Origin of the sequence: Glutamicibacter sp. FBE19 (assembly GCF_015524875.1) — a bacterium.
Lineage (GTDB): Bacteria > Actinomycetota > Actinomycetes > Actinomycetales > Micrococcaceae > Glutamicibacter > Glutamicibacter halophytocola.
Window position 1 is genome coordinate 176,096 of the sequence record NZ_JACKQN010000003.1, and the last position, 25,425, is coordinate 201,520.

The 25,425-nt window shown below is 59.7% G+C and carries 29 protein-coding genes; 23 read left to right on the top strand and 6 right to left on the bottom strand.

Features of this window, described 5'->3' with window-relative positions:
* Nucleotide 1: 1 nt before the first annotated feature.
* The 23 genes from H6F58_RS06580 (at nucleotide 2) to H6F58_RS06685 (ending at nucleotide 17,541) form a co-directional block, all read left to right on the top strand.
* Nucleotides 2-202 (top strand): hypothetical protein, encoded by a 201-nt coding sequence (locus tag H6F58_RS06580; protein WP_195181388.1) that lies wholly within the window; start codon nucleotides 2-4, stop codon nucleotides 200-202.
* A 96-nt stretch (nucleotides 203-298) separates the two neighbouring features.
* Nucleotides 299-964, top strand: a complete 666-nt coding sequence (locus tag H6F58_RS06585) for a hypothetical protein (RefSeq protein ID WP_206693519.1) — start codon at nucleotides 299-301, stop codon at nucleotides 962-964.
* A 63-nt stretch (nucleotides 965-1,027) separates the two neighbouring features.
* A complete protein-coding gene (locus H6F58_RS06590; RefSeq protein WP_146275041.1) occupies nucleotides 1,028-1,420 on the top strand; it encodes a hypothetical protein in 393 nt (130 codons plus the stop codon).
* Nucleotides 1,421-1,656: 236 nt separating this feature from the next.
* Complete coding sequence (locus H6F58_RS17945; protein ID WP_146275042.1) at nucleotides 1,657-1,812, top strand: DUF2797 domain-containing protein; 156 nt, start codon at nucleotides 1,657-1,659, stop codon at nucleotides 1,810-1,812.
* Complete coding sequence (locus H6F58_RS06595) at nucleotides 1,809-2,348, top strand: DDE-type integrase/transposase/recombinase (protein WP_146275043.1); 540 nt, start codon at nucleotides 1,809-1,811, stop codon at nucleotides 2,346-2,348. Before H6F58_RS17945 ends, H6F58_RS06595 begins: the two co-directional genes overlap by 4 nt.
* A gap of 78 nt (nucleotides 2,349-2,426) precedes the next feature.
* Entirely contained in the window at nucleotides 2,427-2,825 is a 399-nt protein-coding gene (locus H6F58_RS06600; RefSeq protein ID WP_195181390.1) for a hypothetical protein, read from the top strand.
* Between the two features lie 335 nt (nucleotides 2,826-3,160).
* Nucleotides 3,161-3,571, top strand: coding sequence for a 30S ribosomal protein S16 (gene rpsP, locus H6F58_RS06605; protein WP_060701493.1), 411 nt, complete (start codon nucleotides 3,161-3,163; stop codon nucleotides 3,569-3,571).
* A 2-nt stretch (nucleotides 3,572-3,573) separates the two neighbouring features.
* The gene (locus H6F58_RS06610; protein ID WP_060701494.1) at nucleotides 3,574-3,816 is read left to right on the top strand and encodes an RNA-binding protein; all 243 of its coding nucleotides are present in this window, start codon (nucleotides 3,574-3,576) and stop codon (nucleotides 3,814-3,816) included.
* Between the two features lie 114 nt (nucleotides 3,817-3,930).
* The gene (rimM, locus tag H6F58_RS06615; RefSeq protein WP_060703369.1) at nucleotides 3,931-4,464 is read left to right on the top strand and encodes a ribosome maturation factor RimM; all 534 of its coding nucleotides are present in this window, start codon (nucleotides 3,931-3,933) and stop codon (nucleotides 4,462-4,464) included.
* A gap of 3 nt (nucleotides 4,465-4,467) precedes the next feature.
* Nucleotides 4,468-5,301: a tRNA (guanosine(37)-N1)-methyltransferase TrmD gene (trmD, locus tag H6F58_RS06620; RefSeq protein WP_146275046.1), complete on the top strand. Its 834-nt coding sequence runs from the start codon at nucleotides 4,468-4,470 to the stop codon at nucleotides 5,299-5,301.
* A gap of 276 nt (nucleotides 5,302-5,577) precedes the next feature.
* A complete protein-coding gene (rplS, locus tag H6F58_RS06625; protein WP_060701496.1) occupies nucleotides 5,578-5,937 on the top strand; it encodes a 50S ribosomal protein L19 in 360 nt (119 codons plus the stop codon).
* A gap of 13 nt (nucleotides 5,938-5,950) precedes the next feature.
* A complete protein-coding gene (gene lepB, locus H6F58_RS06630) occupies nucleotides 5,951-6,598 on the top strand; it encodes a signal peptidase I (protein ID WP_195181563.1) in 648 nt (215 codons plus the stop codon).
* A 423-nt stretch (nucleotides 6,599-7,021) separates the two neighbouring features.
* The gene (locus tag H6F58_RS06635) at nucleotides 7,022-9,229 is read left to right on the top strand and encodes a S1 family peptidase (protein ID WP_195181391.1); all 2,208 of its coding nucleotides are present in this window, start codon (nucleotides 7,022-7,024) and stop codon (nucleotides 9,227-9,229) included.
* 171 nt (nucleotides 9,230-9,400) lie between these two features.
* Nucleotides 9,401-9,985 carry a hypothetical protein gene (locus tag H6F58_RS06640; protein ID WP_195181392.1) on the top strand — a complete coding sequence of 195 codons (585 nt, stop codon included), beginning with the start codon at nucleotides 9,401-9,403 and terminating at the stop codon, nucleotides 9,983-9,985.
* A 185-nt stretch (nucleotides 9,986-10,170) separates the two neighbouring features.
* Nucleotides 10,171-10,875: a signal peptidase I gene (lepB, locus tag H6F58_RS06645; RefSeq protein WP_348536380.1), complete on the top strand. Its 705-nt coding sequence runs from the start codon at nucleotides 10,171-10,173 to the stop codon at nucleotides 10,873-10,875.
* A 13-nt stretch (nucleotides 10,876-10,888) separates the two neighbouring features.
* Nucleotides 10,889-11,614 carry a ribonuclease HII gene (locus H6F58_RS06650; RefSeq protein WP_195181394.1) on the top strand — a complete coding sequence of 242 codons (726 nt, stop codon included), beginning with the start codon at nucleotides 10,889-10,891 and terminating at the stop codon, nucleotides 11,612-11,614.
* Nucleotides 11,614-11,934, top strand: coding sequence for a DUF2469 domain-containing protein (locus tag H6F58_RS06655; RefSeq protein ID WP_022876618.1), 321 nt, complete (start codon nucleotides 11,614-11,616; stop codon nucleotides 11,932-11,934). Before H6F58_RS06650 ends, H6F58_RS06655 begins: the two co-directional genes overlap by 1 nt.
* 96 nt (nucleotides 11,935-12,030) lie before the next feature.
* The gene (locus tag H6F58_RS06660) at nucleotides 12,031-12,393 is read left to right on the top strand and encodes a YraN family protein (RefSeq protein WP_195181395.1); all 363 of its coding nucleotides are present in this window, start codon (nucleotides 12,031-12,033) and stop codon (nucleotides 12,391-12,393) included.
* Nucleotides 12,390-13,943, top strand: a complete 1,554-nt coding sequence (locus H6F58_RS06665) for a YifB family Mg chelatase-like AAA ATPase (protein ID WP_195181396.1) — start codon at nucleotides 12,390-12,392, stop codon at nucleotides 13,941-13,943. Before H6F58_RS06660 ends, H6F58_RS06665 begins: the two co-directional genes overlap by 4 nt.
* Before the next feature lie 77 nt (nucleotides 13,944-14,020).
* Nucleotides 14,021-15,196 carry a DNA-processing protein DprA gene (gene dprA, locus H6F58_RS06670; protein WP_195181397.1) on the top strand — a complete coding sequence of 392 codons (1,176 nt, stop codon included), beginning with the start codon at nucleotides 14,021-14,023 and terminating at the stop codon, nucleotides 15,194-15,196.
* A gap of 25 nt (nucleotides 15,197-15,221) precedes the next feature.
* Complete coding sequence (locus H6F58_RS06675; protein WP_206693520.1) at nucleotides 15,222-16,220, top strand: tyrosine recombinase XerC; 999 nt, start codon at nucleotides 15,222-15,224, stop codon at nucleotides 16,218-16,220.
* Between the two features lie 142 nt (nucleotides 16,221-16,362).
* A complete protein-coding gene (locus tag H6F58_RS06680) occupies nucleotides 16,363-16,866 on the top strand; it encodes a DUF3145 domain-containing protein (protein WP_060701508.1) in 504 nt (167 codons plus the stop codon).
* Nucleotides 16,867-17,160: 294 nt separating this feature from the next.
* Nucleotides 17,161-17,541: a VOC family protein gene (locus tag H6F58_RS06685; protein WP_195181398.1), complete on the top strand. Its 381-nt coding sequence runs from the start codon at nucleotides 17,161-17,163 to the stop codon at nucleotides 17,539-17,541.
* Between the two features lie 2 nt (nucleotides 17,542-17,543).
* Here H6F58_RS06685 and H6F58_RS06690 read toward each other — a convergent pair whose 3' ends face one another.
* From H6F58_RS06690 to aceE, 6 genes are all read right to left on the bottom strand, one after another.
* Nucleotides 17,544-18,119 carry a dihydrofolate reductase family protein gene (locus H6F58_RS06690; RefSeq protein ID WP_102597712.1) on the bottom strand — a complete coding sequence of 192 codons (576 nt, stop codon included), beginning with the start codon at nucleotides 18,117-18,119 and terminating at the stop codon, nucleotides 17,544-17,546.
* 191 nt (nucleotides 18,120-18,310) lie between these two features.
* Nucleotides 18,311-19,558, bottom strand: coding sequence for a beta-ketoacyl-[acyl-carrier-protein] synthase II (locus H6F58_RS06695; protein WP_195181564.1), 1,248 nt, complete (start codon nucleotides 19,556-19,558; stop codon nucleotides 18,311-18,313).
* A gap of 107 nt (nucleotides 19,559-19,665) precedes the next feature.
* Nucleotides 19,666-19,911, bottom strand: a complete 246-nt coding sequence (locus tag H6F58_RS06700; RefSeq protein ID WP_060701512.1) for an acyl carrier protein — start codon at nucleotides 19,909-19,911, stop codon at nucleotides 19,666-19,668.
* 213 nt (nucleotides 19,912-20,124) lie between these two features.
* Nucleotides 20,125-21,048 carry an ACP S-malonyltransferase gene (locus tag H6F58_RS06705; RefSeq protein WP_146275056.1) on the bottom strand — a complete coding sequence of 308 codons (924 nt, stop codon included), beginning with the start codon at nucleotides 21,046-21,048 and terminating at the stop codon, nucleotides 20,125-20,127.
* A 176-nt stretch (nucleotides 21,049-21,224) separates the two neighbouring features.
* A complete protein-coding gene (locus tag H6F58_RS06710; RefSeq protein WP_060701514.1) occupies nucleotides 21,225-22,433 on the bottom strand; it encodes a helix-turn-helix domain-containing protein in 1,209 nt (402 codons plus the stop codon).
* A 131-nt stretch (nucleotides 22,434-22,564) separates the two neighbouring features.
* The gene (gene aceE / locus H6F58_RS06715) at nucleotides 22,565-25,309 is read right to left on the bottom strand and encodes a pyruvate dehydrogenase (acetyl-transferring), homodimeric type (protein ID WP_060703371.1); all 2,745 of its coding nucleotides are present in this window, start codon (nucleotides 25,307-25,309) and stop codon (nucleotides 22,565-22,567) included.
* Nucleotides 25,310-25,425: the final 116 nt, after the last annotated feature.

The following is a 25,425-nucleotide window of genomic DNA, read 5'->3' on the forward strand; positions in this document are numbered from 1 at the left end:
CATGGGCAAGTGGAGAAAAGGCAAGCAATGGGCCGCGAAAGAGCTAGCCTTCACCTTCGCCGGCACCTGCGAAGCAACAGGCAAGGTGATCTTCCCGAACCGTAAAGCGGCCAAGAAAAATCGGGAACATTATCGCGACGACTCGGCAGTTTACTCATGCGAACGCTGCGGCGGCATCCACCTTGGCCACGCTAACGGATAAGACCGGCAACAACATCGGGAATGGAACCAATCAGGGGTATGAATTGACAGCGGAACAATTTTTTCGAATTGTTCCGCTGTTCGTATCGTTTAGTGCATGTTCATCGCTGGCAAGTTCACTTGCACATTCCCGGAAACGGAAGACGTTCAGGTTATTTGTGAATCCTCATCGCAGTTCGACTGGATTGCGTTTGGATCAATGGTAGGCACCCTCTTGGCTGTTTTCGCGTCTGTTGCGACTGCAATGTATGCAGTTCGGCATTCAAGAATCGCGAGTGATAAAGCCATTGAGTTGGAACGAAAGAAGAGGTTTCAAGACGCCTTGTTTGAAGCGTCGGATTGTTTCGACAAACTGCGAGAGACGCTTCCCGAATTGGATGAGAAAGTATTATTCGATGCTGTTGGTTCAGTCAGAAAATTGGGGATCGATTCAAAAACTCTTGCTGAAACCAAGCTAATGGTAACTTTGTTCTCTCTGAGCGAAGAGCTCCTCAACGCCCACTACAGTGAACGCCTGTCGAGGATGGCAATTCAATTCAGACCCGGAAGTTCCTATGACCTAAGGCGCAAACCTTCTCAGCTTGAACCAGGCGCAACTCTCTACCAAGCAACCATCGAGGTATCTGACATTTTCAGATCAGCAAAATATAGGATTCCAGCTGCAAAAGACGAGGAAGGCCTAGTACCAGTGCTCGAAAGGATCGTCACTCAGTGCGACGAGGTCATCGAAGCACTTGCTGACGCTTACGAATCAGACGATTAGGCTCAAAGAATGAGATGGTCCGGTTCCCACATGGGGGCCGGGCTTTTCTGCATTCTCTGGGGTATGGCTGAAACAAAGATTGGTAAGGAAACCGGCTCTCCAGGTGGGATGGTTGTTGGCGAGAAAAAGGGGCAGTACATCGCCGAGTCGATCGAAACTAATGGCGAGTTGGCCTTCCCAAACTCTGTTGCCGTTTACGACCGGGTACGAACAGACGCGAAGGTTGAGTCTGTCCTCAATGCGCTGAGCTTGCCATTCCTGTCCGCCAACTGGGATCTGAAAACTGAAAATGTAGACGAAGACGTTGTGCAGCTAGTCCGCACCGAGCTTGGACTGCCCGAGCCAGGCAAGGCCATGCAAGGCCGGCTGCGCCGCCAAGGTATCTCGTGGTTCGAGTGCAGAATAGCGCCTCCGGGTACTTCTGTTCTTGCAAGTTGGTACCGCTGTTCTGCCTAGATGGTACTGATGGTCACCAAGCGCTGTTTTTCTAGTCATGGATATTCCCCGATGTGAACCACGCAAGGTTCCACGGAGTACCCCTGCCCCAAGGAGAACCCTAGAAAATGAATTATCGGCGCATCAAGCAAATGCTCTTCGATGGATACACGTACACGGAAATCACGGCCGCGGTTAACTGCTCTTGAACAGGCATTTCAGCAGCCAAGAAAGCCATCGACACCCACCAGATCACCGTGCAGAACCTCGCTGGCATCACCCACGCCAGGTTGGCGGAGATCTTCCCGGACCGGCGCAAAATGATCAGTTCGAACTATTCTGAACTGGACTTCGCCCTGGTTGCCGAGCAGCTGCAGCGCAATCGGTTCTTCACGCTGCAGCAACCTAGGTGAAATACACCGATCTGGATGATGGGCTGAAGAAATACAGCTATTCCCAGTTCTGTTCGAAGTTCCACCAGCACGCGGGGACCCATGATTTGGTGGCGACGCTGCATCATGACCCGGGCAAGGCCATGTTCGTTGACTGGGCTGGTCCGACCTTGACGGTGGTTGACGCGGTGACTGGCGAGCAGTTCAAAGCGTTCTTCTTCGTCGCCTCGTTGCCATTCTCGTCCATGGTGTTCTCCAAGGCGTTTGCGAACATGAGGCAGGATGCGTGGAATCAAGCCCATGCTGACGCGTTGGAGTTCTTCGGCGGCGTTCCGCAAATGATCGTTCCAGATAATGCGAAGACCGCCACCCACTTCCGGCAGGACCGACGCACCGTTGCCAAGGGCGGTGCCCTCGAAGTGGTGGCCACCAAGTCCTATGCTGCGTTGGCTAAACACTATGGGACAGCGATCGTGCCGGCACGGCCGGGCAAACCCCGTGACAAGGCCCATGTTGAGCGGATTGTGCAGGTCTTCGAAACAATGGTCCTGGGGTAACTGGCCGGCGGGGACTTCGGGAGCTTTGAGCAGCTCAACGAGGCAGTGCAAGACCGGCTGGAACATGTGGATTCCAAGGTGCACCGCACCAATGAGATCAGCCGGGCCGAACTGTTTGCCAGTTCAGAGAAATCCTTGCCCAGACCCTTGCCGCCGTACCGGTTCGAGCAAGTTGAATACAAGCAGTTGAAGGTGGGACCGAATTATCACGTTCATTGCGATTACCAGTATTACTCGCTGCCGTATCCGCTGGTCGGCCGCACGTTGAGCACGCAGCTGAACCAAACCAAGGTGACGGTGATCGACGGGACGCTCATGGTGGCCGAGCATCCGCGCCTGGAAGGACGCCGCGGCCAGCATTCCACGCTGGAAGCCCATATTCCGCCGCAGCACAAGGATGTTTCCGGTCTTTCGAGCCGGGACTGGTTGGCCGACAGCTCCTATCATCCTCTGAATGAGGAGCTATCAACAAGGTAACGGGCAAGGGCATTATGTACCCAGTCGCCGGAGCCCTTTTGCGCCGGGCAGCCGGCAACACCGGGGCGGCGAGTAGAATTGATTCACCACGGACTCGTGCGCGATCCAGCTCATCACGCGCCACGTGATCAAGCTCATGGGCACAGGTCGACTCGCCAGCAGAATAGAGTTGGCCAGCAACCAAGCTCTCTGGCATAATTGCAGGGTACTCGATTTGTTGTGGCCCCTCTCTCCGCTTCGAATCCTGTCCTTTTTAGAGCGCGAGAAGTAAGGCCTGCCCCACAGGTGCTAAAAATCGTGCTCGACCATGTTGAGAAACAGGAGTGACCACTACAGTGGCCGTTAAAATTCGTCTGAAGCGCTTCGGTAAGATGCGCGCACCTTTCTACCGCGTTGTTGTCATGGACTCCCGCGCCAAGCGCGATGGCCGTGCCATCGAGGAGATCGGTAAGTACCACCCAACCGAGAACCCTTCGATCATCGAGATCGATTCGGACCGTGCACAGTACTGGCTGTCCGTTGGCGCTCAGCCAACCGAGCAGGTACACGCACTGCTGAAGATCACCGGTGACTGGCAGAAGTTCAAGGGCATCGATGGCCAGGAAGGCACCTACAAGGTTGCCGAGCCTAAGCCAGCATTCGTTGCTCCTGAAAAGGGTTCGGTGATCCTTCCTGAGGCCATCACCAAGAAGGCTGAGAAGCCAGCTGCTGAAGAGGCAGAGGCCGAAGCAACCGAGGCTGAGTAACAGTGCTCGTTGATGCGCTGGATCATATGGTGCGCGGAATCGTCGAGGAGCCGGAAGACGTCAAGGTTGCCTTGAAGTCCACCCGCCGCGGCGATCTGCTCGAAGTTCGGGTCAACCCTGAGGATCTCGGTCGCGTGATCGGACGCCAGGGACGCACCGCACGAGCATTGCGTATCGTCATGGCAGCGCTGGCCAAGGAATCGGTTCGTGTTGATGTTATCGACACCGACCGCCGCCGCGGCTAAGCAACTGCAGCCCAACACTTCGTTGGCTTCATCTCGAAAGGAGTTTCCGTCCCACTGGTGACGGAAACTCCTTTCGTGTTTCACCCCCACACAATGCAGAAAGAGCAGCAGACTATGCGATTGCAGGTTGCCCGCATCGGCAAGCCCCACGGTATCCGTGGCGAAGTTACCGTTCAGGTCCAGACCGACACCCCCGAGGAGCGCTTCAGCGCAGGCGAGGAGCTGATCGTGATCGACGGTCCGGTCAAGAGCCTCACCGTGAAGAACGCCCGCTGGAACAAGACCATCCTGCTGCTTTCCTTCCAGGAGATCAACGACCGCAACCAGGCCGAAACCCTTCGCGGGGCCCGCCTTGAAATCGAGGTTTCCGACGAGCCCGAAGACGATTCGGATGAATGGTACGAGCACGAGCTGCTCGACCTGAAGGTCATGCTCGAGGGCGAGCAGGTCGGCGTCATCACTGCACTGCGCACCAACCCCGCACAGGATCTGCTGGTCTTCGAGGACACCGATGGCAACGAGGTGTACCTGCCTTTCGTGGACGAATTCGTGCCGGAGGTCGATCCGGAAGCTGGCATCGTGGTCATCACCCCGCCTGCCGGACTGCTGACCCTGAACAGCGACGACTCCACCGAGGAAGAGCACTAAACCATGCGCCTAGATGTCATCTCGATTTTCCCCGAGTATCTGCAGCCACTCTCGCTCTCGCTGATCGGCCGGGCCGCCGAAGACGGCATCCTGGATTTGAAGGTCACCAACCTGCGCGACTTCACCGAGGACAAGCACCGCAAGGTGGACGACACCCCGTACGGCGGCGGCGCCGGCATGGTGATGATGCCCGAGCCGTGGGGCCGGGCCTTGGACTCCGTGCGCCCTGCCGGTGCCCAGGGTCCCAAGCCGACCCTGATCGTCCCGTCGCCGGCCGGTGCGGTGTTCAACCAGCAGATGGCCTATGAGCTCGCGGAAGAAGAGCACCTGGTCTTCGCCTGCGGACGCTACGAAGGCATCGACGAACGCGTTGTCGACTACGCGCACGAGAACTTCAACGTCATTCCCGTTTCCATCGGCGACTACGTGCTCAATGGGGGAGAAGTAGCGGTCATGGTGATGGTCGAGGCCATCGCCCGGCTGATTCCCGGCGTCATTGGCAACCCGGAATCCCTGGTGGAGGAATCCCACTCGGATCTCCTGCTGGAATACCCGGTATACACCAAGCCCGCAGCATGGCGCGGCCGCGAAGTTCCCGAGGTCCTGCTTGGCGGAAACCACCAGCGAGTGGCCCGGTTCCGCCGCGACGAGCAGATCAAGCGCACGGCCGCCCGCCGGCCGGACCTGATCACCCAGATGGATGTCCAAAGCTTGAATCGCCGTGACCGCGATGCCCTGTGGCACAACGGATTTGCTGTGGTTGACGGGGCCATCACCCCGAAATCCGAACTGGATTGGGCCACTGGGGCAGGCACCGGGGAGAGCGGCGGCAGCTGAAGGATGCCTGGCCAAAGCCGGGCAAGAGGCCAACATCACGGCAGCAGGAATTTGGCTGGACTCGCGCGAACCCCAGCGATACGGCATAATTGTTTCTTGGCGTGTTTTTGTCTGGCTCCTGCCGCAGGGGGAAGACCGGATCTAAAAGAACCGCCGCATCGACTGCTAGAGCCAGTCGGTGGTAAACGTTCCGGGGAGTTCGCCAGGCCTGAGGCCGGCGATGGGCCCCGCTACGAGGATTCGGTGACCTGCGGCATTGATCCTAGGAGATGCAACATGCATATTCTTGACTCCGTCGATGCAGCTTCGCTGCGTTCAGACATCCCAGCTTTCGGTCCTGGCGACACCCTGAAGGTGCACGTCAACATCATCGAAGGCAAGAACTCGCGCGTCCAGGTTTTCCAGGGCTACGTTTTGGGCCGCCAGGGCCAGGGCGTTGGCGAAACCTTCACCGTCCGCAAGGTTTCCTTCGGCACCGGTGTTGAGCGTACCTTCCCGGTTCACTCCCCAATCATCGAAAAGATCGAGGTTGTGACCAAGGGCGACGTTCGTCGTGCAAAGCTGTACTACATGCGCGATCGTCACGGCAAGGCTGCTCGCATCCGCGAGAAGCGTGACTTCAACACAAAGAAGTAATCTGCGTTCTTCGATGAACCAGATTGCCCGCAGCGAGCGAGCAATGGTGAAGCGCCGGGCCTTTTCATGGGTCTGGCGCTTCGCTGTACTCGCCATCATTCTTGGCCTTTTGAGCACCATCATCTTCCGCGCGACGGTGATCGACCTCTATCATATCGACTCCAACTCCATGCAGCCGACCCTGAATCCGGGCCAGAGCATCGCCGTTGACCGCCGCGCCTACCAGGACGCGCCGCCGCAGCGCGGGGACGTGATCGTCTTCGACGGGCGCGGTTCCTTCCTGCCCTACGCCAGGGACGGTTTCGCCGACGATCTGCTCGGCGCCTTCAGCCTGGCAGGAACCGGAAGCAAGTACGTCAAACGCGTCATCGGCATTGGGGGAGACACCGTCGAATGCAAGGGGTCCAACTGCCAGATCACCGTTAACGGCCAGCCCATCAGCGAGCCCTATATCTTTGCCGGCAACGCACCGAGCGACCAGGAATTCTCGGTGAAGGTCCCCGAAGGACGCTTGTGGGTAATGGGCGATCACCGCTCCACGTCCAAGGACTCGCGGTCATTGCTCGGGGCCAGTGGCGGGGGAATGATCAGCGTTGACCGCGTCACCGGCAAGGCAACGAGCATTGCCTGGCCGCTGAGCCAGAAGGCAGCCATCAATTGATTTGCTGGATATGTACCTTTGATTAACCGTGCCGGATGGGGAGAACTCCCCATCCGGCACGGTTGTTTTTTTAATTATGCAAATATTCATGTCGGGTGTTGGCACCAAGCTGATTCTGTGAGTTTCGTATGCAATTTTTGCGCTTATTCACAGAATTGGCGACTCTGACTAGGGCGTAGAAAGATAATTCCAATATTAAACCAATGGGCCCTTCCGTTGGAATGTGATCTGGTCGAAGTTCGACCACGCCTATTGACTAGGTGATTTGGCTGGCGAGGTTTGTATTTTCGTTTGATTCGGCACTTGAAAACCATAGTGTCAAGCGGCTAGTGTTTCATTTTGGTAACAACACCTGTGCCTAGATGCGCGCCTAGAGGTAGGGGCCGCGAGGGCACTCGCACCATAAATGTGGGAGAAGCATTAATGCCAAATCCAAATAACAAGACTGCGCAACGTGGCCTCGTTGCTGCAGCCGCTACCGCTTTGGTAGTTGGCAGCAGCTTCATGCCGGCCGTTGCCGCGCAGGAGACGAAGGGTTCGCCTTCTCCGTCGGCCTCCTCAAGCGAGGCCAACAGCGCAAGCTCGTCCGCCACGGAAAATTCGGTGGATACCACCGGACTGCCGGAGGCCATCGAGCGCGACCTGGACAAGTCGGTTGACGAGTACCTGGAAGACTCTAAGTCCAGCGAGACCGCTGCAGCAGTTGACAAGAATCTTGAAGACGAAGGTATCGAAGCTCGTTCGTCTGTCGAGGGCGGCAAAGTTGAGATCGAGGTCAGCAAGAAGGACGCTGCCAAGGCCAAGGCAATCGTCGAAGCCTCCAAGGCTTCTGTTTCCCTGGAAATCAACAAGAACAACCTGTCTACTGCTGAGGGCGTCTACAAGGAGCTCGTCGACAATGTTGACAGCACCGAGTTGAGCCGCCTGACCGCGATCGTGGAAACCACGGTCAAGGGGCAGAAGGTCGTCAAGATCATCGCCTCGGGCCCTGGCTCGATCGAGGGACAGAAGCGCGAGATCACCAAGAAGGTTGTCGCTGACGGCGAATTGTCCTTGGAGCAGTTCGCAGAGCATGTGGCAGCCTCTGACGTCGTCTTTGCTCCATCGGAAAAGGACGGCAACGGTGCTGCCAAGCCCGGAGCCAATGAAGACATCTATGGCGGCATGGGCTACGCGATCGGCCAGAACGGCCAAGCTCCCGCTTCACGCTGCTCGATCGGCTTCAACGCCTGGGATGCCAGCGGCAAGAACGCCATCCTGAGCGCCGGTCACTGCACCGAAGACGGCTCCATGACCGACACCTATGTCCTGGAAGCAAACGCTCCGAACGATTTCCTCGGCTACACCGACGCGCTGGGCACATTCGGTTTCGCCCAGTTCGGCGGCCCTGGCAACTCGGGCTACCCGGTTGACGCGACCTGGGAAGACGTAGATACCGAGAACCCTGGCACCGACATTTCGGTGGTTGAATCGATCAACCCTGCGCTGAACCTTCACGCAGCCGTTTCGCAGTGGCCTGCAGGTGGCGACGAGCGCGACCAGGTTATCAAGGTTACCGATGTAGCTGCCGGCGCTGTTGGCGCTGAAGCCTGCTCTTCAGGTGCAACCACCGGGTGGAGCTGCTCGACCATCACCGGCGAGGGCATCTTCTTCGTCCAGGGCATGGACGGCACCTTGCGTGACGTCTGGGGATACACTGCAGATAACCCGGGCCAGGATGTCCTGGACCAGGGTGACTCGGGCGGTGCCGTATTGATCGGCAACAAGGCCATCGGCATTAACTCCGCTAACGGTCCTGGCGAAGACGGCGCAGAGGACACTTCGGATGACATCGCCATGTACACCGGCCTGAAGGACGCGCTGACTCGTATTGATGGAGTCAAGGACTACCAGGTCAAGCTCTTCATCAATGCTCCTGCCATCACCACTGAAAATGGTTCAGAGGTGGAAGCTGGAAGCGACATCTCCGGTAACGTCAAGGACGCGTCAGAAGGCACCCAGGTTGACGTAATCGTCAACGGCGAAGTCGTGGACACCGTGACCGTTGACTCCAACGGAGACTTCACGTTCTCTGCACCAGAACAGACTGGCGCATACGAGTTCACCTTGCAGGCGCACAAGGGCTTCGACAAGTCGGCAACCACGAACGGCAACGTCATCGTTGTAGCCGTTCCAACGCCAACTCCGACTCCTACGCCAACCCCGACTCCAACTCCAACTCCTACTGAGGAGCCTTCGGAGTCGGCAACGCCTACCGAGACAGCTACTGAGGAGCCTTCGGAGTCGGCAACGCCTACCGAGACTGCTACTGAGGAGCCTTCGGAGTCGGCAACGCCAACTGAGACTGCTACTGAGGAGCCTTCGGAGTCGGCATCGCCTACCGAGACTGCTACTGAGACCGCTTCTGAGGAGCCTTCCGAGTCCGAGACCGAAGAGTCTTCGGAAGCTCCACAGGACGACGAGTCCAACCAGCCAACCAAGTCGGCAACGCCAAAGGAAACTCCTAAGAAGGACGATCCACTGGCCGACACCGGTTCGAGCAGCGCTCCTTTGATCGCTGCAGGTGGCGCCTTGGCTCTGGTCGGTGCAACCTTCCTCCTGTTCCGCCGCGGCAACCGCCGCCACGGCTAAGGAATGAATTACCCATAGGTTCTAGGAACCTCTGAAAGTGTCCCGCTACTTCACCACAGGTAGCGGGACACTTTTTAGTTAGTGCACATGTGGCTCACTGACTGTTTTACGAAAAGGCCTATAGCCTCGAAGTCAAGAAGGCTATGGGTACGCAAAAACCGAGGTGCAATTATGAATTTCAACTCCAGAACATCCCGCACTCCATTGGCGCTGGCCTCAACGGCCCTCATGGCGAGCTTGCTGCTGACCGGTTGCGGGCAAGGAACGGACCCAGGAACCAAAGAGTCCTCGGGCTCCGCGACCTCTGCTCCCACCGCGTCCTCCGAGAACCAAAGCGAGAATTCCGTGGACCAAAACGCGCTGCTGAAGATCAACGACAAGCTTTCCGCAGACCTCGGCGAAAACTATGTCCAGGGCTGGATCAAGAACGGCAAGCTGCACGTGTCGACAACTGATGAAGGCCAGCTTGCTGCGATCGAAGAAGCCGGTGCCGTCGGGCATATCGTGAAGCACAGCAGCCAGGAACTGCGCCAGGCCATCGAAAAGATCATGACGTGGCAGGGCAAGCAGGAGAACCCGATCCGCAATTCGATCCACGCCTATTCGTTGAATCCTGAAACCGGCGGCATTACGCTCTCGGTGGACAAGAGCCAGATCGAAGCGATCACCAAGCTGATCGAAGCTGATCAGCCAGTCGGCGATATCCCCGTGGATTTCAAGTCCAGCGGCGGTATAGGCTCGCCCGCCAACTCGTAGCTGGTTTCCTCTCCAATGACCCGACCGCGCGGGAGCAGAACACTATTTCGCAACGGCCAGCCCGCAAAGGGCTGGCCGTTGTTGCGTCCCACACCGTTCAGGCGAAGCCGATAATGAACGATTCGCCACCGGCTGGCACGTAAGATGGGGTGTGTTACGCGATATTGGAAGGTACTAATCGAACTGTGAGCGCCGCACCAGCTGAAAATCCCCAGGACAAGGGACCGCTATACAAGATATGGCGCTTCATCCGTGAAATCGCCATCATCGTGGTTATAGCCTTGGCGCTCTCCTTCGTGATCAAGACCTTCTTCTTCCGCGCTTATTACATTCCTTCGGGCTCCATGGAGCACACCTTGGAAGTCAACGACCGCATCTTCGCGAACTTGATGGTCCCCGGCCCCTTTGAACTGAACCGCGGCGATGTGGTGGTTTTCCGTGACGACCTGGGCTGGCTGCCGCCATTGGCGCAGTCGCCCACGGCGTTTGAAAACGTGCTCTCCTTCGTGGGAATCCTTCCGGCCGCCGACGAGCAGTACCTGGTCAAGCGCATCATCGGCATGCCAGGAGACACTGTCGAATACGATGCGGCCGTCGGCAAGATCATGATCAATGGCGAAGCGATCGACGAACCCTACATCTACACCGGGAACCAGCCATCGGACATGGAATTCTCGGTCACCGTGCCAGAAGGCAAGATCTGGGTCATGGGCGATCATCGTGCAGCCAGCGCCGACTCGCGCTTCCACACCGATATCGAAGGCGGATTTGTGGACATGGACTCCGTACAGGGCCGGACCTCCATCATTTCGTGGCCAACCTCGCGCTGGGGCACCATCGACTCCCACGATGAAGTCTTCGCCAACGTCCCGGCCCCGGCCAGCAACTAGCCTGCCAGCGATCATGACAGCCACCAAGAACCAGCCAACCACCCTCGACCACGAACGCGCCCTGGCGGCGCGCCACGGCGTGCGCTTTATTGGCGCGGTCGACGAGGTAGGCCGCGGCGCTTTGGCCGGGCCAATTACCGTGGGCATTACCGTGATCGACATCGAGAGCGTGCGCGAATTCCCGGAACTGCGCGACTCGAAGCTCTTGCGCCCGGAAACGCGCGTAGAGCTGGTGCCCAAGGTGCGCGACTGGGCCGTGGGCCACGGCGTCGGCCATGCCTCAGCCCAGGAGATCGATGCCCTGGGCGTCACCGCCGCCTTGCGCCTGGCCGGAACCCGCGCCGTGGAGCAATGCGCCGTCGCGCCCCAAGCCATCCTGCTGGACGGAAGCTACGACTGGCTGACCGCCCCGGAACCGGACCTTTTTGATATGCTCGCCGACGAGCGCGAACCGGTGGGCCTGCACCTTCCGCTGGCCACCATCATCAAGGGCGATATGACCTGCCAGGCGATTGCTGGGGCCTCTATCCTGGCCAAGGTGGAACGCGATGGCATCATGACCGATCTGGCCGTGTCCCACCCCGACTTCGGCTGGGAAATCAACAAGGGCTACGCAACCGCCGCGCATCGTGCGGCAATCAGTGCACAGGGCCCCTGCGATTACCACCGCAAAAGCTGGAACTTGACTTCGCAGGCCGACTCGGCCCATGGTGAAGCCACAACAAAGAAAGCAAAGTGATGGCTGGCGACGATCTGGAAAACTACGAGTCCGACATGGAACTGCAGCTGTACCGCGAGTACAAAACCGTGGTGGGGCTTTTCAATTACGTGGTCGAGACCGAACGGCGGTTCTACCTGGCCAACCAGGTAGACGTCAAAACGCTGAGCAACGCCGGCGAAGTCTACTTCGAGCTGAACCTCACCGACGCGTGGGTGTGGGACATCTACCGGCAAGGGCGTTTTGTGAAGTCCGTGAAGGTGCTGACGTTCAAGGACGTCAACGTCGAGGAACTGAATCGTGACGAGCTGCAGATCCCCAAGGAGGGGCTGGACTCCTAGCGCCGGTTTTCCACACTCCGCTTGCCTGCGGCGCACGCGCGGGGATGAAGCTCCGAAAATGTTGAGGACCAATAGTCCAAACATTCAGGAGCCATTATGCGCACCGCGGCACAACGATTGGGCGCGGCCGGGGAACTGGCCGCCGCCAATTACCTCAGCGACCACCAGTATGAAATCCTCGACCGGAACTGGCGCTGCTCCGCTGGGGAGCTGGATTCCGTGGCTCGCGCCGGCAACGGCCAGATTGTGGCCGTCGAGGTTAAAACGCGGTCCTCAACCCGCTTTGGCACCGGCTTTGATGCCATCACCGCGCAGAAGTACCGCAGGCTTCACAGGCTGCTGATACTTTGGGCCCAAGCCCACCGGACATTCATCGCCGAACCCCGCGTTGATATTCTCGAGGTCTACCCCCAAGGCCCGGGGTACACCTTCCTTCTGCATCAATCGGTGCAAGCATGAGCACTGCACGAACCAGCGCTGCGGCCATCCACGGGGTCAGCGTGTCGCTGATAGAAGTGGAAGCCGATCTCGGAAACGGCATCCCTGGCTTCATCATCCTGGGATTGCCCGATGCCTCGCTGAATGAGGCACGGGAACGTATCAAGGCGGCGGCGCGGAACACCGGCATTCCGCTGGCCAACCGCAAACTGACGGTCAATCTGTCCCCGGCGACCCTGCCCAAATACGGTTCCGGCTTTGATCTGGCAATTCTTGTCGCCGCGCTGGCTGCCGATCACCAGTTGCTTGCCAGCCCCTCCACGTTGTACCTGGCCGAGCTTGGCCTGGAGGGCACTTTGCGTGCAGTTCCCGGTGTTCTGCCCGCAGTTCAACTGGCCAAGGAACACGGATTAGATCGTGTCATTGTGGCTGAAGCCAATGGCAATGAGGCACGGCTGGTTGAGGGAATCGAGGTGAAGTCCGCCCGGCATCTGGGGCAAGTGCTGGAATTCTGTGGCGCGCAGAAGGAACTGATCACTATGCATTTGCACCACCCGGGCCCTGCCGTCGCTCCGGCGCTATCCACTCTGGCCAGCGCCAGCCATGACGAGGCAGACCTGCAGCTGGTCAACGGCCAGCAGGAAGCGCGCCTGGCGCTGGAACTCGCAGCTGCCGGGGGACACCACCTGATCATGGTCGGTCCGGCAGGCGCCGGGAAAACCATGCTGGCCAAATGCCTGCCCACGATCATTCCCCCGCTGGATGACAGCCAGGCCCTTGAGGCCACGGCAGTGCATTCCATTACCAGCGGTGCAATGCACGAGGTCAACCAGCTGCAGCGCACCCCGCCCTTCGTCGCACCACACCACACGTCTTCGCTGTCCGCGCTGATTGGCGGTGGAACTGCGCAGCTGATCCCCGGGGCGATAACGCGGGCCCATCACGGGATCCTGTTTTTGGATGAAGCCGCCCAGTTTAATACCGGCGTTCTTGACGCGCTTCGCCAACCCATCGAGGAAGGCTATATAAACCTGGCCCGGGCCAGAAGCCATCAGCGATTGCCCGCCCGATTCCAGCTCATCCTCGCCTCCAATCCCTGCCCTTGCGGGAGGAACTTCGGGACGGGAACCGGCTGCACGTGCACGCCCATGGCCCGCCGGCGCTACTTCGCCAGGCTATCCGGGCCCATTCTGGATCGCGTTGACCTGCAAGTTCGAGTGAATCCGGTACACCAATCGCAGCTGTTGAGTACCACGCAGAATGAATCCAGCGCCATAGTTCGAGAACGAGTCCGCACAACAAGGGAGCGCAGCCAGGAGCGGCTTCGCCCCTTCGCCATTAGCTGCAATGCCCAAATTCCAACGCAAATACTGCGCCATGAGCTGAGATACCCGGCAAAAACCAAGGCCGCTTTGGAACAACTTGCTGCTCGCCGCGGGCTTTCGGCCCGAGGAATCCACCGTCTGCTGCGGGTGGCCTGGACAGTCGCCGACCAACAACAGCACGCAGCTCCCACCGAAGACGACTTGGCCGTTGCAGCGCATCTGCGCCAAAGTCTTGAGAATAGTTAGGCCATCGAATGTCCATCAATTCAAATCCTGTTCCAGTGGACGATCGCACGAATCAGGAACGGCTGACATATGCGCACTTGAACCAACTGATTGAGCCCAACGACTACACCGCGAGTGCCCTGCTGGAACTCATGAGCCCCCAGGAACTGATTGCACTGATTCGAAGAGCAGACTTCGTGCCATGGGGGCTCAAGTCCCAGGTCGACGACATCCTCGGGGTGAAGACCACCTCGAATATGGCGCAGGACCTGAAAGCCGCACTGACGCGTTGGCGCAAGAGGCTGCCGCTGAGCAACCCCGTGGCCGCACTGGATACCGCGGCCCGGCATAATGGAGGGCTGCTGATCCCAACGGACGCAATGTGGCCAACTCAGCTTGACGACCTCAACCTGGGACGACCCCTGTGCCTATGGTGGCGGGCCAGTGAACCGCAACTTCTTGCCGGAGCACAGGTAGCGACGAATGTAGCGATCGTCGGCTCTCGAGATGCCAGTGACTATGGCGACCAGGTGACCTTCGACCTTGGCAGGACCCTTGCCACGCGTGGGTACACCATCGTCTCCGGGGGAGCCTACGGCATCGATGCCAGCGCCCACCGGGCAGCGCTGACAGTTGAAGACTGGGCCTACCCGAACCCGCCGACCATTACCGTGATGGCCGGCGGTATCGATCGGCTCTATCCATCAGGCAATAGCAACTTGCTCAACCAAATTGTCGCGCGGGGCGTCCTGCTGTCGGAAGTCCCGCCGGGGACCACATCAGCTCGTTTTCGATTCTTGAACCGCAACCGGATCATTGCCGCCTTGAGCAGGTTGGTTATCGTCGCGGAGGCACGACACCGCTCTGGAGCACTGAATACAGCCAGCCATGCGGTTGAGCTAGGCCGCGATGTCGCAGCCGTCCCCGGAAGCGTGTTCGCTCCGAATTCCGCCGGCTGCCACCGGCTGATCGCCGAGGGAAGCGCCGCGCTGCTTGCTTCACCGCAAGATGCCCTCGCTCTCGTCGGCGCCGACCGCAGCACCCAGGCTTCACGCGTGGATCAGGTGCCCCAGAGACCAACAGATCAGCTGGGCCGCGATGAAGGCATGGTCTACGACGTCATGTCGTTTTCCAAGTCGCTGCTGGTTGATGAAATTTCAGCGCGCAGTGGTGTGCCGATGATTCAAACGCTGCAGGCGGTAGCCCGCCTGGAGGCACTCGGGCTGGCCAGCACCGATGGCCTATCGTGGAAACTGGTCTACCAGGGCAACTAACTGCCTTCGGGTAAGCTCGGTGGTGATGAAGCACGATCCTGCCTCGAAGCGCTCCACCGGCCCGTCGGCAAAATTCTCCGAACCCGTGGCCGACTATTTGGAGTACCTGCAGCGCGAACGCGGCCGCAGCGAAAATACCCTGCGCGCCTACGACGTAGATCTCCGAAACCTCGGACAGTTCCTCAACGAACACGCCGGGGATCCGGCATTGAAGCAGATTTCTGTCCAAATGCTTCGAGACTGGCTGGCATACCTGCATGAGTCCGCAGTTTCTCGGACAACATTGGCCCGCCGCATCTCCGCGGTGAAAAACTTCTTCGCTTGGGCATTGAAGAACCATCTGGTTGAGAATGATCCGGCCTTGCGATTGGCAGCACCGAAAAAAGAGCGGCGGCTGCCGCACATACTTCAGCCCAGCCAGATCGACAGGCTCCTGTCGGAACATGCTGGTCCTACAGAAGAAAACGAGGCAGCCAGGCAGAAAGGCGATGGAATCGACCAGGATCCCAAAGCCAGGGCGATCCAGTGTCGAGACAGGGTCATTGCAGAATTGCTCTACGCTTCGGGACTGCGTATCAGTGAGCTGGTTGCCTTGGATCTCTCAGACATCGATTTTGAGCGAAGGACGTTGAGAGTCCTTGGCAAAGGCAACAAGGAGCGGATGGTGCCTTTCGGCAAACCTGCCGAGCGGGTGATTATTGAATGGATACGCTCCTACCGACGAGTCGTGGCCGCAGAGCAGGCGGGGGACGCCTTGCTGGTGGGAGTTCGCGGTTCCAGGTTGAATGTTCGGCAGGCGCGTGAAGTCATTGCCAGCGCCCTGCGCTCACTTGGCGACACCTCCGCCAGCGGGCCACACGCCTTACGCCATACAGTCGCCACCCATTTGCTCGATGGAGGCGCTGACCTGCGTGCGGTGCAAGAGTTCCTCGGGCACGCATCACTTGCCACTACCCAGCTCTATACGCATGTTTCCGTGGATCGATTGCGGCAAAGTTACCGCCAAGCACACCCTCGGGCCTGAAGATTTTCGTCCAATCTGTGAATTTAGCCCGCCTGGGTGGCGAAAAGTGCTGTTCATCGGGCAAAATAGAACTATCGGCGGCGATAGCACCAGTTCGATGTTGACGTAGGGGAAGACGATCAACACCGCAACGGAGGATGGCATGTCTGCACCGATGACCAGAGGCGTGATATTTGTACATTCCGCCCCTGCTGCACTATGCCCGCACCTGGAATGGGCAATTGGGTCCGTGCTCGGAACTCCAGTCAAGATGGACTGGACCGAACAGCACGTCGCACCCGGATTTTGTCGCGCCGAAATTGAGTGGGTTGGCCCTCAGGGAACTGGCGCACTGCTCACCAGTGAAATGCATGGATGGCAGCATCTGCGTTTCGAAATCACAGAGGATCCAAGCCCTGGCGCCGACGGCAGCCGTTGGTCCGTAACTCCAGACTTGGGGATCTTCCACGCGACCGTTGATGTTGCTGGCAACATCATGGTCGGCGAAGAAAGAATCCGCTGGGCCTATGAAAAGGGCGATGGAAACCCGTCAATTTTCTATCAAGAAATGTCCATCGCATTGGGCGAAGCCTGGGACGAGGAACTCGAGCCTTTCCGCCATTCAGGCGATGAAGCACCTGTACGATGGCTCAACCAGGTGGTTTAGCAACTGGTTTTAATGTCTCTGGGTGAGTTTACAACTGCACTCAGTTAGACCCCGGTGGTGCGGGGTTGTTACCACGAGAAGTGGGGTTCCATTTTGGGATCCCACTTCTTGGTTTTACCCTGAAGACATAGTCAGGCGCGCGCCCAGGATGCTAGACTCATTGGCGATGAAGACCAGTCAGGCTCTAGGCAGCCACTCCCGGAACGGCTATCTGGTCGTTCCCTGATCCGCGGACCACCCTTTCACCGGAAGATTCAAGCTACAGAATTTTCGGACATATTTTGAAAGGGACAGATGACCGCGCATTTCAACCACACAATTATCGCTTCAACGGATCCACAGCGCATGGCAGAGTTTTACACTGACTTGCTCGAAGCGAAGCCCGCCCCCAGTTGGGGGCCATTCTGCAACATCAGCCTTGACGGTGGGGTGTTGCTGCAGTTTGCGACGCCACCGATTGATTTTCCGCCTCAGCACTATGCGTTCCTGCTCAACGAAGCGCATTTTGACCGCGCTTACCAAAAAATTTGCGCAGCGGAGCACGAGCATTGGGCCGACCCGCAACGCCAGCACCCCGGAGCAATCAATCATGAGCACGGTGGCAGGGGAGTCTATTTGCTAGACCCATCGGGACATTATCTGGAACTGATCACGAAGGAATACATCCCGCGATGAGGTCACCGGACGACGTCGAAAACATTCTTCTGGATACCATTCGAATATGTTTGTGAATCCACGAGCTTGAGCTTTTGCGCGTCCATGCTTTCCTGGCTGAACAAGCGCTTGCCTGCACCGAGAAGGACCGGGAAAACCAGGAGGTTGTACCGGTCAATAAGCTGGTGCTCTTGGAGGGAACGAACCAAGGTTGCCGAACCATGGATGCTGATGGGTCCACCCTCGCCCGCGCGGAGGCGTGCGACGTCGGAGATCGAACGCAGGATGGTTGTCTCGCCCCAGTTGTCTACGAGGTCCTTCTCGGCCAGCGTTGTGGAAAGCACGTATTTCGGCATGGCGTTATAGTGCGGAAATTCCTCGGTCATCGATGGCCAGATGGGGGAGAAGGCCTGGTAGCTGATCCTGCCCAGCAACATGGCTGAAGCTTCAGCCTGTTCGGTGCCTTTCAGCTCGTATGCGGCTGGATCGAACTCGACACTATTCATGGTCCAGCCGGAATTGCGGTATTCGGGTTCGCCGCCCGGAGCTTCAACGACTCCGTCGAGCGAGACAAATGCGGTTGCGATGAGTGTGCGCACGAGGATGGCTCCTGAGCTGATCGAAGTAACAAATTCCCACGCCAGGTGGGCGGATCTTGAGCGTAACAAGCACAGGTGCGATCAGACAACGATTTGCCGAAGAAGCCAGATAATTAAAGCAGGATGGGCTGGTCCAAGGAATCCCTTGGACCAGCCCATCGGCTATTCGGTTGCACGCAACCGGGATATTGCTAGACGCTGCGGATAGCGACAACTGCGTTGTGGCCACCGAAACCGAATGAGTTGTTCAGCGCCACGATGGTGCCCTCGGCTGGAAGTGTTTCCGGCTGGCCGGTGACTACCTTCAGCGGGATCGCTGGATCCTGGTTATCCAAGTTGATCGTCACAGGGGTGGTGCGGTGGTAGACAGCCAGCGCGCACAGGACCGATTCAACGGCACCGGAGGCGCCAAGCAGGTGGCCCATCTGCGACTTGGTCGCCGAGACCCAGACATTGTCCAGCTGATCGCCCAGGGCGTTCTTCAAGGCGGTGTATTCCGGAGCGTCGCCCACCGGGGTGGAGGTTGCGTGCGCGTTGACGTGCACAACGTCCTCTGGCTGGATGCGGCCGTCGAACATGGCGGCCTTCAGCGCGCGGGTAGCACCCGAGCCATCTGGATCCGGAGCGGTGATGTGGTGTGCATCAGAGGTGACCGACGATCCGGCCAGCTCGGCGTAGATGCGGGCGCCACGAGCCAATGCGTGCTCTTCGGCTTCCAGCACCAAGGCGCCAGCGCCTTCACCCATCACGAAGCCATCACGATCGATGTCGTACGGGCGGGAGGCCTTGGCAGGATCGTCATTGCGGCGCGAGAGCGCATGCATCGAGGAGAAAGCAGCCATTGGCATGGGGTGGATGGCTGCTTCAGCGCCACCAACCATCACGACATCGGCCTTGCCCGAGCGGATCAGTTCCAGGCCAACGTGCATGGCCTCGGTGCCCGAAGCGCAAGCGGAGACCGGGGTGTGGGCGCCACCGGCGGCACCCAGGTCCAGGGACACCGCAGCTGCTGGGCCGTTGGGCATCAGCATCGGGACAGTCATTGGCAAAACGCGGCGGGGGCCCTTTTCGCGCAGGGTGTCCCAGGCGTTCAGCAGGGTCCAGACACCGCCGATGCCGGTAGCGAAGGCCACGGCAAGCTTGTTCTGGTCGATGTCTTCCTTGCTCAGGCCTGAGTCGGCCCATGCTTCGCGCGAGGCAACGACAGCGAACTGCGTGGAAGGATCCATGCGCTTGGTTTCCGGGCGGGTGAGAACCTCGGTTGGCTGAACGGAAGCGCGCGCAGCGAAGGTGACCGGAAGGTCGTATTCCTTCACCCAGGCATCATCCAGGGTTGCGGCGCCGGAGACGCCCTTCAAAGCGTTGGCCCAGAGGGTGGGGACGTCCCCGCCGATTGGGGTGGTGGCTCCGAGACCGGTGATCACTACTTTGCGCGCCATCATCAAACTCTCTACTGTGCGATTAAGAAATTTAGGGGGCCGGCTTGACGTACCGGCCGATGCGCACGGCTTGCCCGCGCAACGGTGTGGCGATTAACGCCGAAAGCTTAGGCCTGAACCGAAGCGATGAAGCTGACAGCGTCGCCTACGGTCTTCAGGTTCTTGACTTCCTCGTCCGGAATCTTTACGTCGAACTTCTCTTCTGCCTCTACGACGATGGTCATCATCGAGATCGAGTCGATGTCCAGGTCCTCGGTGAAGGACTTGTCCAGCTGCACGTCTGCTTCGTCCAGGCCGGTCTCGGAGTTGACGATTTCGGCGAGGCCCGCCAGGATTTCTTCGTTGCTAGCCATGGATGGCTCCTTTTCTTCAGTTGCCGGAGGACTCCGGTGTTCTTTGTGGCTGAAACAGATCCCTGCGGACAGGTTCCCGTCGCGAGCCGATGTGCTGAAACGATGGTGCATGAATCACGCACCGCAGTTTCGTCGGTTTAAAGCTTAGGCCAGAGATGAGCCCGCCGGTGGCATCATGACTGGTTCGGCGCGCAAATCTTTGAGTTCTGCCGGTTAGCTGGCAGTGTGCTCGGCGATGAAGGCCTGGGCAGCTTCAAGGTCGGCAGGCGACTTGACCGCGAGGGTCTTCACGCCCTTCAGCCCGCGGCGGGCCAAGCCCACCAGGGTGCCAGCTGGTGCCAGTTCCAAGACTCCGGTGACGCCGGCTTCGGCCAGGGTCTCCATGCACAGATCCCAGCGCACCGGGCGGGAGACCTGGGCTACCAGGGAGTCGAGGTTGGCCTGGCCGTCAGCGACCGGCTGGCCATCGAAGTTCGAGAGCAGGCGCACGCTCGGGTCAGCGGGCGTGAGGGTATCGGCCAATTCCTTCAAGGTGCCCACCGCTGGCTGCATGTGCGAGGTGTGGAATGCGCCGGCAACCTTCAAGGGGATCACACGGGCCTTGGCTGGTGGATTCTCGACCAGTTCGGCCAGCTGTTCGGTGGTTCCCGCGGCAACGATCTGCCCGCCGCCATTGGCGTTGGCCGGGGTGAGCCCGAAACCGTCCAAGGCCGCGAGGACCTCTTCAGGATCGCCACCGAGCACGGCGGCCATGCCGGTCGGGGTGGCTGCGGCCGCTTCGGCCATGGCATTGGCGCGGACCTTGACGAAGTTCATTGCATCGGATTCAGCCAAGGCGCCAGCCAGTGCCGAAGCGGTGATTTCGCCGACCGAGTGGCCGGCAACGATGCTGCCTGCTGGCAAGTGATCGCCGAACAGCGCACGGGCGGTCACCAGGCCTGCGGCGACAATCAGCGGCTGCGCGACGGCGGTGTCCTTGATGGTCTCTTCGTCGGAGACGGTTCCGTGGGCGGTGAGGTCGCGCTCGGTAATGGCGCTCAGGGCTGCCAGATGATCGGCAACACCCTCAACTTCGAGCCATTCGGCGAGGAAACCTGGGGTCTGGGAGCCCTGTCCGGGGCAAACGATTGCTAACACTCTTACAGCTTTCCAAATTCTAGGAGCTTTTCGCGCTTCATTTCGGTACCAAGCTCAAGGTGGCTATTTGTAGGAACTCTACAAAACAGTATCCCATGCCCCACCGGAATTCCCACGTAATGCGCTATGAGCGAGCAAAATGGTGTTGTGCGCCATGCCCATTCTTTGGGTGAAGCCTACAAGTTGAACTCGTGGAGCCGGCCGTAGAGCAATGCGGACTGGAGCACAAAAGCGTCACGCGGCACCAGCGGGTCCCAGCCGCTGACCTCGCTGACCCGCTTGAGCCGATAACGCACGGTATTGGCATGGACAAAGAGCTCGCGCGCGGTGCCTTCCAGCGAATGCCCCAGCGCCAGATAGCTGGAGAGGGTTTCAAGCAGACCGTTGGAGGCTTGCTGCAGCGGCTGATACACCTGTTCGATCAGCGCCGTGCGTGCCAGCTGATCGCCATTGCACGCGCGTTCGGGCCACAAATCATCGGTGCTGACCGGATTGGGCGCCTGCGGCCAGGCGCGTGCCGCGCTGTAGCCGGCGACCGCGGCCACCGCGGCATGGTGCATGTCCTTGACGGTGGCGGCCAGCGGCGAGTACACCACCGGGCCCGGGCCGAAGAACCGGGTGAAGCGGGTGAGGTCGACGTCGTCGAATTTGGTATCCGAGAGCATCAGCACCGAGCGGTCGCCGAGCACCCCCACCAGCGAATCGCGCGAATAGCGGGTGGCGACCCGGCGCAAGGTCGTGACGAAGGTGGCCGAATTGGCTGCCGGGGTGGTGCCCACCAAGATGCGGATGTCCTTTTGCGACTTCCAGCCGATGGCGGCAATCCGCGAAGCCAGCGAGTCATGGGGCTCGCCGTGGAGCACCGCATCCACCACGTGGGCTTCCAGCCGGGAGTCCCAAGCGCCACGGGTTTCGGCAGCACGCGCGTACACGTCGGCGGCGGCAAAGGCCACCTCGCGGGAGTAGCGCAGCACCGCCTCGCGCAGGGCGGCCTGCTCGGACTCCGTGGCGATATCCGGAACCTGGGATTCGACGACCTCCACGATGGTGCGCAGCAGCCCCAAGGCCTTTTGCAGCGAGATCGAACGGGTCAATTCGGTGGGAGCTGCCCCAAAGACGTCGGTGACCACCCATGATGGGGTGGAGGACGGATCCTCGTACCAGGTGACAAAAGTGGAGATGCCCTTTTGGGCGATCAGGCCCAGGGCCGCGCGCTCGTTCGGATCCAGCGAGCGGTACCAGGGCAGCTGCTGGTCAAGATACTTCAGGGCGGTGGTGGACAGGACCCCGATATGGCTTTGGAGCCGCTTGAGCGTTTGCGGGCTCGGCGGCTGTGGCTGGCTGGATCGGTTTTTCGGCGTGGCGGCTTCGAGTTCGGGACTCATGCTTTCAAGCTTAGTGATTTTTCCTCCGCCATGCCCATGCCAAGAAGGGTGATTAAAAAGCTCCTGCCCCGCAGCGGAAAATCCGTTGCGGGGCAGGAGCCGATCTGGCACAAGTGCCGACCCGTGGGTGCTTAGGCGTCGCCGCCAGCGTTGCCGGACTTGCCGGCGTTCGGGTTGTTCAGATCGTACTTGGCGTGGGCCTTCACTGCGGTGTCCGCAGGGATTTCGCCGCGCTCAACCAGCGACTGCAAGGTCTGGACCACCAGCGAGTGGGCATCGATCTTGAAGAAGCGGCGGGCCGCTGCACGGGTGTCCGAGAAGCCGAAGCCGTCCGCGCCCAGGGTGTGGAATTCACCTGGCACGTAGGGGCGGATCTGCTCAGGCACGGCGCGCATGTAGTCGGTGGTCGCGATGACCGGGCCCGGGGTGGACTCCAGCTTGCTGGTCACGTACGGGGTGCGGCGAGCCTTGGAAGGATCGATGAGCACCTCGGCGTCGGCGTTCTGGCCGTCGCGGGCCAGTTCGTTCCACGAAGTCACCGACCAGACATCGGCGGAAACGCCCCACTCTTCGGCGAGGATTTCCTGTGCTTCCAGCGCCCATGGCACGGCCACGCCGGAGGCCAGCAGCTGTGCGCGCGGGCCGTCGGTGGTGGCTTCCTTGAGCAGGTGGATGCCCTTGATGATGCCCTCGACGTCGACGTTTTCCGGCTCAGCTGGCTGGCTGATCGGCTCGTTGTACACGGTCAGGTAGTACATGACGTTTGGATCCTGGTGGGTCCCGCCGTACATGCGGTCCAGGCCGGAGCGCATGATGTGGCCGATTTCGTAACCATAGGCAGGATCGTAGGTGATCACGGCCGGGTTGGTCGAAGCCAGGATCGGCGAGTGGCCGTCGGCGTGCTGCAGGCCTTCACCGGTCAGGGTGGTGCGGCCGGCGGTAGCGCCGATGATGAAGCCACGGGTCATCTGGTCGCCGGCGGCCCAGAACTGGTCGCCGGTGCGCTGGAAGCCGAACATCGAGTAGAACACGTAGATCGGGATCAGCGGTTCGTCGTGGGTCGAGTAGCTGGTGCCGGCAGCGGTGAATGCTGCGACGGCGCCGGCCTCGTTGATGCCCGGGTGGATCAGCTGGCCCTGAGGGGATTCCTTGTAGGCCAGAACCAGGTCGCGGTCCACGGACAGGTAGTTCTGGCCACCTGGGTTGTAGATCTTCGCGGTCGGGAAGAACGAGTCCATGCCGAAGGTGCGGGACTCATCAGGAACGATCGGCACGATGCGGTGGCCGAATTCCTTGTCGCGCATCAGGTCCTTGAGCAGGCGGACGAAGGCCATGGTGGTGGCTGCCTGCTGCTTGCCCGAGCCGCGCTTGGCGATGGCGTATGCCTTGTCGCCTGGCAGCGGGAGCTTGACCGAGGTTTCCTTGCGGCGGGTTGGCACCGAGCCGCCCAGGGCCGCGCGGCGTTCCATCATGTACTTGAACTCCGGCGAATCCTCGGATGGGCGGAAGTACGGTGGCGAGTACAGATCGGCTTCGAGCTGCTCGTCGGTGATCGGGATGCGCAGGTGATCGCGGAAGCCCTTGAGGTCTTCCATGGTCAGCTTCTTCATCTGGTGGGTCGCGTTGCGAGCCTCGAAGTGCGAACCCAGGCCGTAGCCCTTGACGGTCTTGGCCAGGATGACGGTTGGCTTGCCCTTGAACTCGACGGCAGCCTTGTAGGCGGCGTAGACCTTGTGGTAGTCGTGGCCACCGCGCTTGAGGTTCCAGATCTCGTCGTCGGTCATGTCGGCAACCAATTCCTTGGTTTCCGGACGCTGGCCGAAGAAGTGCTCGCGCACGAAGGCGCCGGACTCCGCCTTGTAGGTCTGGTAGTCGCCATCCGGGGTCTGGTTCATGATGTCGACCAAGGCATTGGTCTTGTCGGCTTCGAGCAGGGCATCCCACTCGCGGCCCCAGGTGACCTTGATGACGTTCCAGCCAGCACCGCGGAAGAAGGCTTCCAGTTCCTGCATGATCTTGCCGTTACCGCGAACCGGGCCGTCCAGGCGCTGCAGGTTGCAGTTGATGACGAAGTTCAGGTTGTCCAGCTTTTCGTTGGCAGCCAGCTGCAGGAACCCGCGCGACTCCGGCTCGTCCATTTCGCCGTCGCCAAGGAAGGCCCAGACCTGCTGGTCGGAGGTGTCCTTGATGCCGCGGTTTTGCAGGTAGCGGTTCAGCTGTGCCTGGTAGATGGCGTTAGCTGGGCCGATGCCCATCGACACGGTCGGGAATTCCCAGAAGTCGGGAAGCGAACGCGGGTGCGGGTAGGAAGGAAGCGCGTGGCCTTCCTTGGAGTGCTCCTGGCGGAAGCCGTCCATGTCCTCTTCGGACAAGCGGCCTTCGAGGAAGGCGCGGGCGTACATGCCCGGCGAGGCGTGGCCCTGGAAGAAGACCTGGTCGCCGCCGCCTGGGTGGTTCTTGCCACGGAAGAAGTGGTTGAAGCCCACTTCGTAGAGGGTGGCTGCACCAGCGTAGGTGGAGATGTGGCCGCCAACGCCGATGGCCGGGTTCTGGGCGCGGTGCACCATGATGGCTGCATTCCAGCGCATGAAGGCGCGGTAGCGGCGTTCGATGGCTTCATCGCCCGGGAAGTCTGGTTCCTGGTCCACAGGAATAGTGTTCACGTAGTCGGTGGTGGTCACATGGGGGACACCCACGGACTTTGCACCTGCACGCTGCAATAGCGAGCGGATAATGAACTGAGCACGCTCGGTGCCCTGGGATTCTACGAGAGAATCAAACGAGTCCATCCATTCCTGAGTTTCCTCAGGATCCCGATCTGAAAGCTGGTAAGTCAACCCGCTACGGATCTGGGAGATGTGTTCCTCTACAGCCACGGAAGCTCCTTGATTGAATTGCGGCTCCGCTGCGTTGCAGTTTTCCACTGCGATGCGACGGTTTTGGGACAACGGGTGCAGTAACACTGGAGTGATGTGCACTGTCGGTTCATATG